This is a genomic window from Paenibacillus sp. NPDC101420 (assembly GCF_050277435.1).
Lineage (GTDB): Bacteria > Bacillota > Bacilli > Paenibacillales > Paenibacillaceae > Paenibacillus_AQ.
The window spans coordinates 1,048,527-1,061,519 of sequence record NZ_JBNNSE010000001.1; the positions used below are offsets into that span (position 1 = coordinate 1,048,527).

Annotated in this window: 10 protein-coding genes; 5 read left to right on the forward strand and 5 right to left on the reverse strand. The window is 43.2% G+C overall.

Going from position 1 to position 12,993, the window contains the following annotated elements:
* Window positions 1–132: 132 nt before the first annotated feature.
* The gene (locus ACQKMP_RS04885) at window positions 133–1,128 is read left to right on the forward strand and encodes a LacI family DNA-binding transcriptional regulator (protein ID WP_256716226.1); all 996 of its coding nucleotides are present in this window, start codon (window positions 133–135) and stop codon (window positions 1,126–1,128) included.
* 39 nt (window positions 1,129–1,167) lie between these two features.
* Here ACQKMP_RS04885 and ACQKMP_RS04890 read toward each other — a convergent pair whose 3' ends face one another.
* Together ACQKMP_RS04890 and clpP are read right to left on the reverse strand one after the other, a co-directional pair.
* Window positions 1,168–1,377 carry a hypothetical protein gene (locus ACQKMP_RS04890; protein ID WP_231573413.1) on the reverse strand — a complete coding sequence of 70 codons (210 nt, stop codon included), beginning with the start codon at window positions 1,375–1,377 and terminating at the stop codon, window positions 1,168–1,170.
* Window positions 1,378–1,395: 18 nt separating this feature from the next.
* On the reverse strand, window positions 1,396–1,977 hold the full coding sequence (gene clpP, locus ACQKMP_RS04895; protein WP_339246745.1) for an ATP-dependent Clp endopeptidase proteolytic subunit ClpP: 582 nt from the start codon (window positions 1,975–1,977) through the stop codon (window positions 1,396–1,398).
* 182 nt (window positions 1,978–2,159) lie between these two features.
* On the opposite strand from clpP, the gene ACQKMP_RS04900 reads away from it, so the two are divergent.
* Entirely contained in the window at window positions 2,160–3,008 is an 849-nt protein-coding gene (locus ACQKMP_RS04900; protein WP_427468918.1) for an RNA polymerase sigma factor, read from the forward strand.
* 422 nt (window positions 3,009–3,430) lie between these two features.
* Window positions 3,431–4,321 carry an NAD-dependent epimerase/dehydratase family protein gene (locus ACQKMP_RS04905; protein ID WP_427468919.1) on the forward strand — a complete coding sequence of 297 codons (891 nt, stop codon included), beginning with the start codon at window positions 3,431–3,433 and terminating at the stop codon, window positions 4,319–4,321.
* A gap of 417 nt (window positions 4,322–4,738) precedes the next feature.
* Here the strand turns inward: ACQKMP_RS04905 and ACQKMP_RS04910 are convergent, their stop codons facing one another.
* A complete protein-coding gene (locus tag ACQKMP_RS04910; protein ID WP_427468920.1) occupies window positions 4,739–6,532 on the reverse strand; it encodes a methyl-accepting chemotaxis protein in 1,794 nt (597 codons plus the stop codon).
* 235 nt (window positions 6,533–6,767) lie between these two features.
* Here ACQKMP_RS04910 and ACQKMP_RS04915 point away from each other — a divergent pair, with 235 nt between their 5' ends.
* A complete protein-coding gene (locus ACQKMP_RS04915; protein WP_379422270.1) occupies window positions 6,768–7,697 on the forward strand; it encodes a MerR family transcriptional regulator in 930 nt (309 codons plus the stop codon).
* A gap of 73 nt (window positions 7,698–7,770) precedes the next feature.
* Here ACQKMP_RS04915 and ACQKMP_RS04920 read toward each other — a convergent pair whose 3' ends face one another.
* Window positions 7,771–11,862 carry a choice-of-anchor I family protein gene (locus tag ACQKMP_RS04920; protein WP_427468921.1) on the reverse strand — a complete coding sequence of 1,364 codons (4,092 nt, stop codon included), beginning with the start codon at window positions 11,860–11,862 and terminating at the stop codon, window positions 7,771–7,773.
* A gap of 92 nt (window positions 11,863–11,954) precedes the next feature.
* Window positions 11,955–12,413 carry a DUF2798 domain-containing protein gene (locus ACQKMP_RS04925; RefSeq protein WP_042186683.1) on the reverse strand — a complete coding sequence of 153 codons (459 nt, stop codon included), beginning with the start codon at window positions 12,411–12,413 and terminating at the stop codon, window positions 11,955–11,957.
* A gap of 137 nt (window positions 12,414–12,550) precedes the next feature.
* On the opposite strand from ACQKMP_RS04925, the gene ACQKMP_RS04930 reads away from it, so the two are divergent.
* On the forward strand, window positions 12,551–12,967 hold the full coding sequence (locus ACQKMP_RS04930) for a MarR family transcriptional regulator (protein WP_339246729.1): 417 nt from the start codon (window positions 12,551–12,553) through the stop codon (window positions 12,965–12,967).
* Window positions 12,968–12,993: the final 26 nt, after the last annotated feature.

The following is a 12,993-nucleotide window of genomic DNA, read 5'->3' on the forward strand; positions in this document are numbered from 1 at the left end:
TTCCTATGCGATCATTATAGGATCTTTTATTTTCCTGGTCAATAACAATCTTTTGGATTCTTGAAGCTATCCGTGATATGCTTGCGATATATTCTAGAACGAATACAAGATTGGAAAGTTATGGTGATATTCTTGAAGGTAAAAATTAAAGATATAGCCAAAATGGCTGACGTTTCAATAGCTACCGTTTCAAGGGTTGTCAATAACAGCAAACCGGTAAACGAGGAAGTTCGTAAGCGTGTATTAGAAGCCATGAAACAAATGAATTACCGTCCTAATGTCATCGGTTCAGATGCAGGTAGATCGGATACACCTCTGATTGGTGTCATTATTCCGCAGAACAGTAATACCGTGCTTGATGATTTCAATATTGGCATACGTGATCTCGCCGAGCTATATGGTTATGATGTTTTGGTCGGGTTAACAGACGGAAGTGTTAATAGTGAACTTCATTATTTGAACTTATTCCACCATATGGGGACTGAGGGTTATATATATGTAGGCTCGGTTCCGAGTAAGGAGCATTTGGAGATTATCCAGAAATCCGGGTCACCTTGCGTGTTAGTTGGAGAACAATCTCAGATTGATTCGATCCCTTCTGTCCATCTGGATAATGTTACCGCCTCCTATGAAGCCGTTACTTATCTGATTCAAAAAGGACATAGAAGTATCGGCATGATCCGGGTATCTGGAGATAATGCAGTGGGTGGCGATCGATATCGCGGCTATCAACAAGCGCTTATGGATGCAGGCATTACCTTAAGAGAAGAATGGGTAGTAGAAAGTGGAATGGCCGTAGAAGATGGAAGTGACGCTATGCGCCGGATTAAGGATAGCGGGGAGCTACCTACTGCGGTTTTTTGCTCCACAGATTGGATAGCTGTAGGGGCGATGAATTTTCTGATTGATAACGGTATTCGGGTGCCAGAGGATGTTGCGGTGTTCGGATTCGATAATAGCTTTATCGCTTCTGTCGTTCGTCCCAAGCTGTCCTCGGTGGAATACTCCGGAACGGAGATTGGAATGACTGCTACCCGAACTTTAATCAAGCTGATTAAAGGGGAAACTGGTATTCAGCATCATGCAAATGTAGCTCATTATTTGGCAATTCGTGAAAGTACGGGTTAGGGAAAGCTTCCCTAACCCTATTTTTAAATCTGATAATGGTTATTGTGTAAATCCTACACGGGCGCGTTCCCGTCCTTTAGTATCTAGTGTGATGGAACAGACGGAAGTCATGGGAATATAAAGCTCCTCGAATTCTGTCCGATATTTAATAAACTTCTCAGTTACCGTTTCCAAAATGCCTTTTCTAGCGTTAGAGCCATCTACAAAATAAATGGTTACCTCTTTGCCCTGCAAAGCTTCCAGCATCATTCACTTCACTCCTTCGACTTACAGATTTGTGATAACTTTGTCGATAATCCCGTACTCCACTGCTTCCTCGGCTGACATAAAATAATCCCGATCCATATCTTGTAGTACCTTTTCCACCGTCTGTCCGGTTCGGTCCGCTGTAATCTGGACAAGCACTTCCCGTAGCTTCAAAATACGTTTGGCTCTAATCGCAATATCACTGGCCTGCCCCTGCGCACCACCATGTGGCTGGTGAATCATAATCTCACTATTAGGCAGCGCATAACGTTTACCTTTAGCCCCAGCTAACAATAGAAGTGAGCCAAAGGAAGCCGCCATACCTGTGCAGATCGTATTTACTTGCGGTTTAATGAGCTGCATTGTGTCATAAATACTTAATCCCGCTGTTACGGAGCCCCCTGGACTATTGATATACATGTGTATATCTTTATCTGGATCCTCAGCTGATAAGAACAGCAATTGGGCAACAACACTATTCGCTAATTGATCCTCAATCTCCGCCCCTACAAACACAATTCGGTCCTTTAAGAGCCGCGAATAAATATCGTAGGATCTTTCCCCTTGATTCGTTTGTTCAATGACATAAGGAATGTACGCCATGCGTATGCGACCTCCATCCGTTTATTTTATTTGAAATCTACCCTGTAAACGGATTAGTCTATGGATAGGATACGTTAAGCGGGCAAAATATTATTTTTATTATTGCGTATCTTAATTTGGAGCTCATTCGTTTATTATTAGAAGTAACCGAAAGCACTTTACCGGAAAAGGGGTTATGCAGAGTGATCAGCCTTGAGAAGCTTAGCGCCGGCCATGAACCGGATGAGAATCATACCACGTCTTTGCAAATGGCCCTGAAGCGGTATTGCCTTGCACTGACACAATCCCCGTGGGAAGCCGAAGATTTGGCTCAGGATACGTGGGTCAAAGCACTGGGCTATATGAAGACTTCCAAACATTCGAAGCTGAAGAGCGATATGAACGATACAAGTCAAATGAACAATAATTCAGAACATACAAGTCGTACGAATTTCAGCTTGCTAACGAATCATCCGAATCCTGAGGCGCTACTCCTGCGGATTGCCAGAAATACCTGGACAGATATTATGCGGCGAAAAGCCACGTTGTCACGAGTGCTGGAAATGGATCAACCACGGACAGAGGAAGCAGCAGGGTATGGTTTATTTGAGATTGAGGCTGCTTTTCAAGCCTTACAGAAGCATCTGTCTCCACTGCAGCAAGCGGTGTTCCTGCTCCGCGATGTTTTCGAGCACTCCGGAAGCGAAGCTGCCGAAATCCTCGACACCACGGAAGGAGCGGTTAAAGCCGCTCTGCATCGAGCTCGGCAAGCCCTTCCTGCAGTCAGACAAGAGCTTCTTCAATCTGACGGTCCTTCCATACTGCAGGATACGGAATTACAGATTGCCTTGAATCGTCTTGCATCCGCCTATGAACAAGGGCAAATCGCCGAGTTGATTGAGCTTGTCCTTGCAGATGAAAGTCAAGACACTGTAATGGCCGTGTCCAGCCAAAGCTTCCAGAGCTTCCAAAGAATTCAACCTTTCCAATCTGGCGGATTCAGCTCTATGGGCTGGAACTATTCCGAGCCAGGAATGCGGATGGTGGCTTAGTCTTTCGTGACGCTATTTCGTAATACTGGAGTAAGCTTAGCTAAATGAAGTTTGATGAGTTGTATAGTTGGGTGATGTTTTAGCTTTGAGCTAGTGACGTTGCAAAATGTGCAACAGAATCCATGAAATCAACGCTAAAAAACGAATCTACTGCACTATCTGCAATAGATTCTTAATAAAAGTGACTTATAAGTCGATTTCTCATCTTTTGATTGTATAAAGTGCAATAGAATCAAATTATGTCCTATATAGTTTAAATTCTATTGCACAAAGTACAATCACACTAATGAAATCTCCTCACATATCTTTATGCTTCATTCATCACCACTCATCACTCTTTAAGGTACAATTCCCCTGCTTTCTACGGAAACCTTTAATTAGACTTATAAATAAACATTAATGTTAGTTAGGAGTGATATTTTATGAGGAAAATTCTTATCTTAGGCGGCACGCGCTTTTTTGGAAAAAGGTTAGTTGAACGATTGCTACAAGATTCCGTAAACGATGTAACGATACTTACACGCGGGGAAACTAGCGATTCCTTTGGAGATCTCGTTCACCGGATCCATGCGGACCGTTTCCAAGCGAACGAGCTCGCTCAGGCGGTAGGAGATACACTATGGGATGTCGTGTTCGATAATATTTGTTATTCACCGGACGAAGCGGATCAGGCACGCCGGATTTTTGATGGTAAAACGAAACGGTATATCCTCACCTCAAGTTTATCCGTCTATGATTTCAGCGAAGAAGCGCTGATCGAGGACATTTTCGATCCTGAAACTTACCCTATCCGCCACGGAGGGCGAAATGATTTCACCTATCAAGAGGGAAAAAGACTGGCGGAAGCCGTCTTCATGCAGCAGGCTACCTTTCCAGTCGCTGCGGTTCGCTTTCCAATTGTGCTGGGCATAGATGATTATACGCGAAGACTTCATTTTCATATTGAGCATGTCCGTAATGAGTTGCCGATTGGTATACCGAATCCCGAAGCACATATCTCCTTTATCCGTTCGGATGAAGCTGCTGATTTCCTATATTGGCTAGGCTGTAGCTCTACTATGACAGGACCGTTCAACGCTTGCTCAGACGGTACGGTTAGAATTAAGGATATTCTCACAATAATTGAAGAAGAAACAGAGAAACACGCCATCATCCAGAAGCAAACCGCAGACGAGCATATGTCACCCTTCGGAATTGAACAATCCTGGTTTATGGATACGACAAAAGCCCAGTCGGCGGGGTACAAGTTTCTCAATCTAAAGAACTGGCTCCCAGAGCTAGTTAGCTCTCTGAACAAAACCTACGAGGAATAACTTCTCCCACACACAAGCCCTCTTCACTCATTCATCTATGTGACAAAAGCTACCCCTAAGTAGATATCTTCTACGAAGGTGGTAGCTTTTTCATTTTACAAAACCTCTGCGAACATTTCAGATAACTGCACTCTATACAACTAAATCAAGCTAGCCAAGCTTATTCTCGACTTTAGTTGTATTCAGTGCAATTAAAAACTAGCTAAACACCACTGACAGTCATTTCTCGGAGAAATAACTGCACTAAGTACAACTAAACTCTCATAGAGGAAATCACATCCTTAAATAGCTGTATTAAATACACTTAACGCGCAAAAAAGGTAGTTAGAAAGGCTCCCCCTCTACGCTACCTTTTTACGTTACTGAATTAGTGAATCAAGTCGCTCCCTATGTACGACCTGTCAATCAAACCTTCCCCTATGCGGAGATTGTCAAATAAGAGCGTTCTTCAGGTGTTTCATCACCAGATGTGTCACTGTCATCTCCAGCGATAATCTCGTCTGCTATGTCCGAATTAATCTTGAAGACGTTGATTTCCTTGAATAATTTTTGCGAAATCTCATTAATCTCAACGGCTTGGCGGGCAATGTCGTGGATCGCGTTGTCCTGCTGCACACTAGAGGCATTCACTTCCTGAACCCCTGCCGCAGTTTCCTCAGCAATGGCAGCTACGTTGTGAACAGACTCTGCGAGTCTACGATTCATAGTCTGTGTCATATCTACCTTGTCATGGATTTGCCCAATCTGCTTACTAATCTCAACGATCGACTGATCTATCGCTTCAAAAGACGACAACGTTTCTGCCACTTTTTGATCCTGCTCTTCAAGGTTTCCTTTAGTCTCCAGCATATATTTCTGAAATTCATCCATCCCTGCTTGCAGCTCGTTAATAATCTGACTGATATGTACGGAGGACTCTTTGGTCTGATCAGATAATTGTCTCACTTCATCTGCTATGACAGCAAAGCCCTTCCCATAAACTCCCGCCCGCGCTGCTTCAATCGCTGCATTTAGTGAGAGAATGTTGGTCTGGTTTGAAATGTTTGTAATCGATTTGGTAATTCTGGAGATATCCTTCGATTGGTCGCTCAATTTGGTTAAAGCAAGATATACTTTATTCACAGACTCACGTGAGTGCTCTGATACCTCGCGCAAAGCGATGACGGACTCGGAACCTTTTCGAGTATTGTGATTAGCCGTTTGACTAGTCGAGAGCATAACCTCGGTATATTCCGTAATTTCATGAACTTCCCGTTCCAATTCCTGAATCAAGCTTGCGCTCTGCTCCGATTGTCCGGCTTGCTGCTCAGCGCCTACAGAGATTTCCTGTATTGTGCTTACGATTTCTTGGTTCGTATGAGCGGTGATCGATGAAGATTGTTGAAAAGAGTGCGAATAAGTCGCGAGCGAAGAAGCTACCGATTGGGTCTGCTGAAGCATCTCTCGAACCCGCAACACCATATGGTCGAAATGATGACTCAGACTTCCTAGCTCATCATTATATGGCGAATTAATCTGCTGCCGCAAATCTCCCTCAGCAATTTTACGTAGAGCTACTTGCAGCTTATTTATAGGGTTCAGGAAGGAACGAATAAGCATAACAGCAATAATAAGTGTGAAAATGAATACTAGTATTGCTGCATAAGCCCCCATAGAACTAGTCAGATTTAACAAATCAAAAGAATAGTCTTGAGCCTTCTCTGCGTTCTCTGCTGCTGCTGTATATAGTTTCTCATTGGTCTCCAGCATAGCTTTATTCATAGCCAATGCCTTCGTATGTAATTCATCAATTCGTTCCAGAACGGCCATGGGATCAAGCTGCTCATCCTTTAGGGTATTCACTAATCCGTCAAAATAGCCTGTATATCCTCCAACTTGATTATGTAACTGTTCTAACTCCTTAGACGCTGGCGAATCTGCTTCAAACTTCACTTTGCCCAATTCTTCCATTAACTTTGTCTGTTTGTCTTTAAAAGGCTGAGTAAACTCTAAATCGCTAGAACCCGCTAGAGAGGTCTCCACACTGTTCATTTCTTGAAGCAGTTGAGTAATGGTGGATACTGTAATTCTTTTTTCCATCTCCATTTTTTGTGTTTCCATAGAGATTTCTACTTGATTGATTTTATAGTTTTGGTATAGCGCTACCCCTAGAAAGAATAGTACCACGGCAGAAAAACTCAAGATCAACTTCCACTTCATTGATAGATGCATAGACCTAGCCTTCAACAATATCATCCTCCGTATAAAGCCTCATATGGCAATAGGTACTTTTTACTAATATCTAAATTGTAGAAGCTGTACATTAAATACCGGACACAGTTTTGTATGAGAAATGTAAATTTTGTCGAGTACACGTTCACAACTATCCTATTGCAATTGACGTAACGTTAAGTGCTAAAATACTTCTCATAGGGCGCCTTATCAATCAATAGAACGGGAGTTGTCTATGAGTGAATTTGTGACCATTGATAAGCTTTCTACGCAAATCGGACTGACGAGTCGGACGTTGCGTCACTGGGAAGCACAAGGATTATTTGAAAGTCACCGTGAGGCTAGCTCGGGCTGGCGGATTTATGATGAGCACGCAATCCTTGCCATTCAAATCACTGCATTATTAAGAAAGCTTGATATTAGTATTAAAGATATCGGAACCGTTCTAAAGAACATGTCCGTACAGTCCTTGTATGAAACACTTCTTCAGCAATCCGCTTCAATTCATAATGAGAAATCCAAGCTAACACAAAAAGATCGCGAAATCCGCTTCTTATTACAATTAATATCCGCACGTACGGAGGAGTCCATAACTAACCATTTGTTATTAGAGCTGAATGAAGAATCATGCAATACATTGGATGATTTGAATGAGAATGAGGAGGTTCTATCTATGACAACAATTAAACACTCTCCACCTATCCATGTAAGATTCATTACACTTCCAACTATGAGATTTGCTTATAACATTGCAGTCAGTACATCCCCAGAGGATGAAGCTATGCTACCTGTCTTGGAATGGTTGGAAGTTAAACACCTCTTGGGGACGGCACGTTTATTTGGCGGGAATACAAATCCGCATCCTAGTGGTGAGAATAACCCTTATGGCTATGGATTCTGTGCCTCCATTCCTGAAAATGTAGAAATACCAAGCCACCTTAAAGAGATGCGGTTCGACGGCGGTCTCTATGCGATGACGGAAAGCAGTGATGATATCTACGGCTCATGGCAAGCACTGATGAGTTTTTTGGATAATAACCTTGATTATCAAGCTGACCACGATTCAAGATTATGTCTTGAGGAGCATATCCGTAACGATAGTCCCAAAGGCAGCGGAAATGAGTATGTATTAAATCTGCTCGAACCTGTAAAAAAGAGAGCATAAAACAAAACGCTCTCCTTTGCCCATCAAGGCATTGGAGAGCGTTTCTATTGTCATCAAAAAATATGATGATCGCTTAAGATTGACTCAGCTTTAACAGCTTCGCTAACATTTGAGCTATTTCTTCACGAGTCGCTGTATCTTTTGGAGCAAAGTTAAGCCCCGTACTTTCTGCAACAGGCTTGCCTGAAATAATCCCTGCCTGCTGAGCAGCTGCGGCTGCTTCAAGAGCATAAGAGCTTATCGACTTCTGATCCGCAAAAGCTGAACTGTCGCCACTTACAGGCAATGTCCAGTTCATAGCTTTCGCTAATCGCACGATCATGACAGATAGCTGCTCACGAGTTACATTAACCCGAGGATTGAACTGTCCATCACTCACGCCGGTAACAATTCCCTTGCGATTAGCCCACGCTACCGCTGCCGCATAATAATCGTCAGCCTTAACATCTGTGAAGTTTCCTGCTCCTTCTGCGCCCAGATTAACACCAGCCAATCGAGCTAGGAGCAAGGTAACATCTGCTCTGGTTAGTTGACTCTTAGCTCCGAACTTACCTTCACCAATGCCGGTAATTACATCACGAGCTGCCAAATACGTAATAGAATCTTTAGCAAAGCTGCTGCCAATATCAGAGAAGCTCACTTTGTTGTACCCTACTGCATACGTGGAGAATTGTGAAGTTTGGAAATTCAGTTGTCCCTTTGCTGCGTTATAGCTACTGCCTGCTAGTACAACCGCTTGCCCCGCATTCGTCAAATCATAAGCTACGACTGCATTAGCATCTTCATTTGCTCCTAGTGTATACGGCACTGTTATTGTCGCAAAACCAGTACCTAGATTAGATAGACGCTGACTGCCAGCGGAAATCGCCAGGTTTATTACTGGACGACTGCCAACCACAGCCTGAGCTTTGCCTTTCCCATCCGTGTCCACACTGCCGATGGACAGCTTAATGTCCTCACCCTTTGCTGCTGTGTGCACAGCCAAGAGTGCATTACGATCCAATGTTATCGTACTAGCTCCTGCTTCAACTACAACTGACTTTGCAGTACTACCTGTAAGTGCCGCAAAAGCACTCGATGGGAAGTTAAGTAGAACTTCACCTGAAGCTGCATTAACCTTAGAGCGGAATATCAACTGACCATTAGCATCATTCGCCAGAGACTTAAGTCCCTCTGTAACCATATCCAAAGTAACGGAGGCAACTAACTTACCTTCTGCATCCGCTGAAGCCTTAACCTCTACGACAATCTTATTACCTTCTGTGGTTACAGCTGGTGTTGTCGCCTGTTTAACTGGATCTTTAGTCGTTACCGTTGTACCAGGTCCCGGATTTGAAATCACCGGATCTGCTGCAGATACGGTCACAGTAGATTCAGCTACGCCATAACCATCTGCGCTATAGGCGGAGATAACCGCTGTCCCCTTTGCCAAGGGAGTGACCTTTCCGTTGTTATCAACGGAAGCAACACTTGGATTCGAAGAACTCCAAGTTACCACATTCGATCCACCCTCAGCAGGAACTACGCTAGCCTCAAGCGTTGCTGAAGCTTCGCCAACCTTCAATGACAAAGAAGTCCGATTCAGTGTTACCTTCGAGACATTCAATTGATAAATGGCCACCGTACCACCAACTTCATTCGCTACGAGTACTAATGGCAATCCAGTCGGGCTTGATGTTGCCGAAATAAATTCGATACCTTCTGGACCAGTGTCCGTTTCAATGGTGTTCGCAGGTGTGAATTGACGTGTATTAATATAGTTCACAAAATTCGGTTCCTCTGGATTCGTCACATCATAAGTCATCAGACCACCGATTCGCTCAAGACCAATAAAGGCCAGCGCTTTTTGTCCAACCTTGCCTACCTTGACATACTCAGGCTCAGGTCCTTTTTTGGTACTACGGTTATCCATGGTCGTGTTACTGTTGCTTGCATTGAAATATTCTGGCAGGCGTTCTCCGGTAATCTTTTCAAAGTCGCTGCCACTATCGTAGACCTGTTCCATCGAATCTGCTTCCCAAACGGAAAATGAACGGCCACCGTACAAGTAAATTCCATCATTGCCCATGTCAGACATAACTTCTACACTATCATATTTATCTTTATTTTTATTCAGAAACTTAGCCGCATCTGATTCCGGATCTAATGAGCCCTTCATTTTTTTGACTGAGCTCACGTTCACTTTACTATCCCATTCCGTTGCGTCACCTTCGTTGGCCGTGAACAGATAACTTTTACCTCCGACCGTGTACTGATCTATACCATCAGGCATATACGTACCGAAGAATGGAACATTTTCTAAATTCACTTTATTATCTTTTACCAGGTCCAGAGCATTGTTAGGAAGGCTTAAATCCTTGAAACCTAATCCTTTAACCCATAGAACCTGCTTGGAGGCAATATCGATGGCAGCAATAGCATTATTCTCTTGAAGCGCTACATAAGCAATGGTCTGGTCATCAGAAAGCACCACAAACTCCGGCTCCAGATCACGTATCGCATCCTTTTTTTCGCCTTTGCCCGTAATCTGTTTAGATACCGGATCAGCTACTCCACGAATATGGACAAGATCGTCAATTACATCAGGGTTATCGAACTTCACCTGAATCGAAGTGTCCTTGAGCGTATCAATGATCGTTACACTACCTTCAGGATCACCGACAGTCATGCGTGGTTCAGCTTCGTCCGCTGTCAAAATGTAACGGCCATCATCGGTATACTTCACCATGTCCGGTTGTACTCCAGCTTCATAAGAAGCCAACAATTCACCATCATAATCGAGTACAAGAACCTTACCGTTCTTCATAGCATCTTCTTCTTGAATGGCTACAGCGATCCGTTTAGTAGCGGTGTTGATATCTACACTCGTCAGGTCTCCGTATGTAAATCCATCCACTTCGGATAGCTGTTCTACGTTAATACTATATTCTTTTTGCGGATTGGAAGGGTCCTTGAGATTCACAATATCGACTGTTGCAGGGTGAGATGAACCATTAACGAGGTAGAACTTGCCGTTATCACGGTTAAACTTCACGATCTCCGCCACGCCGCCATCTTTATTGGTCACGCCTACAGCGTATCCGCCGATCTTAGTTACACTAAGTAGATCTGGAGTCAAAGGCGCTGCGGCTTCCGCCACATTCAGTGGTACTATAGCTTCTGTCTTCTTCCTGGGTGTCGAACTGTCATACACTGCGATACTTACGGTGGCCGCCCCTACTTTCGTCGGAGTTCCACTAATATTCCCAGATGCTGCATCCAGTGATAGTCCGTCCGGTAAACCCGTAGCTTCAAAAGAATAAGGCTGTACTCCCCCATAAACGGACAATGTTACCGAATAAGGCGATCCGAGCTTTGCTTCTGAAAGATTCTGAGTTGCGATGCCAAGATCGCCTACATTTATTCCCCATTGTCCATCTGCGCTGTTATGCGGCTTTGCCAAGGCCAAAGCTGAAGCATCTAAGGCATCAAAGCTAATCTGTTTGAAATCTGCTTTATTGTTGTCTGAATCTACGAAATCAACGCGTCGAACGGACTTTTGTTTAGAAGTACCTTCCGCTTTCCCCGTAGGATAGTCCGTCTCGTATCCATCTATCTTAGCATTATCATCATTTGCTGCTACACCGATCATGTCCACGTAACTACTTGACATTGTTTGAAATGGATTCACAACCTGCAGCAAGTCTGTACTGCTTAGTAGAACAACCTTCATGCCTTTGTTATTAAAATACATCCCCGGCCAGGACTGATCGCCTTTGGCACTGATATCGTTTTTGTGATCCTTGTTGTTGGCATCATCGGTGATGAGATAAGAAGAATGCGCTTTAATGGTTCCGTTCAAATCTAACTTGCTCCATTGCCCAGCGAGCTTAGGATCCGAATATTGTATAGACCAACCTACTAAACTCACATCGGAATCGGTTGGGTTATATAATTCAATGTAACCTTTCGAGAAAAATCCACCTGATGCATCGGCAGTGTTACCCCCACCATAAACTTGATTAACAATAATATGAGGAATCTTCACATTGTATTGACCATCTGCCGTATAAGGCGTACCTGATTGAACGGATGCAGCCACTGCTGGACCTGCCATCCAAGCGGAACCTAACAACATCTCAGCTGTAAGCATAAGAGAAACAATAGCTTTACCTGTGGGTTTCAAGTAGATTTTCACTCCTATTGATAGTTTCTATCAATATAGAGTAATAGTATTACCTAACCTGCAGATTTGCGTAATGGTGATGTAAACATTCTCTATGCAGTAGCAGGAGTGATTTTCACAAATATAAATCGTGTAAGAGGCCCGACTAATAGAATTTGCAGTGGAAGTGCAACAATAAAATTCTTACCTATCGCAGACAGATAAGCCATCGGTAGTGCTGAGGTGAACCCTACATGAAGAACTGCGCCATAGAAGGACATAAACAGCACCATTCCGGTCACCATAAAAAAGGAGATGAACATGATTTTTTTGATCATCGGATCATTCTCTTTTACCAGCTTATGTGCGATCCCTTTCGCAACTTTCCCTACAACAAAGACATCCAGAATAAATGCAACTACAAACGCAGGTACGTAGCCGATGATCACATCTTTAACTAACGTACCTGACCAGCCCTCCATCAGCGCTACATTGTAAATGCTCATACCCAGCACCATCAAAGCACACATGATGAATGTAAATAATAATGCTTCTTTTTTGTTTCTTCCCATCTTCAAGCTCCTTTTATCTTTCAGTATTGTCAACCTGGATTACAATATCACAGCCATTCGAACTAAGTCAACCAAGTTGACAATGAATACAAATGACTTATACTTGGATTAATGAGCGATGATTTAGGAGTGTTCACATGGATAACCATCTGCAAGAAATGAATCTTATTGATTTACTTAGTGAGAAACATCTAGCCCTACGTAAAATAGTGACTGACCAAGACCCGGATCAAATTAATAAGACTGAATCCCATATCCTGGCAGTTCTTGAAACACATCAAATGCTCACAATCTCGGAAATCAGTAGAATTATTCATATTTCAAGACAGGGTACGCATAAAAGTATTCAAGGATTGTTATCCCGCAACTATGTAGAAGCCGTGGAGGTCAAAGGAAATCAACGTGACAAAAACATCATCCTTACCCAGAAGGGTATCGAATGCAATCAAAGAATGATGATCACCAAAATCGAATTAGAGCAAAGAATCGCTAGCAAGCTTGGGGCAGCTAACGTAGAGCATCTCAAATCTTTGTTAAAAGAGGAATGGCTCTAAGCTCCAGCAAAAAAAGACGCAGGGCT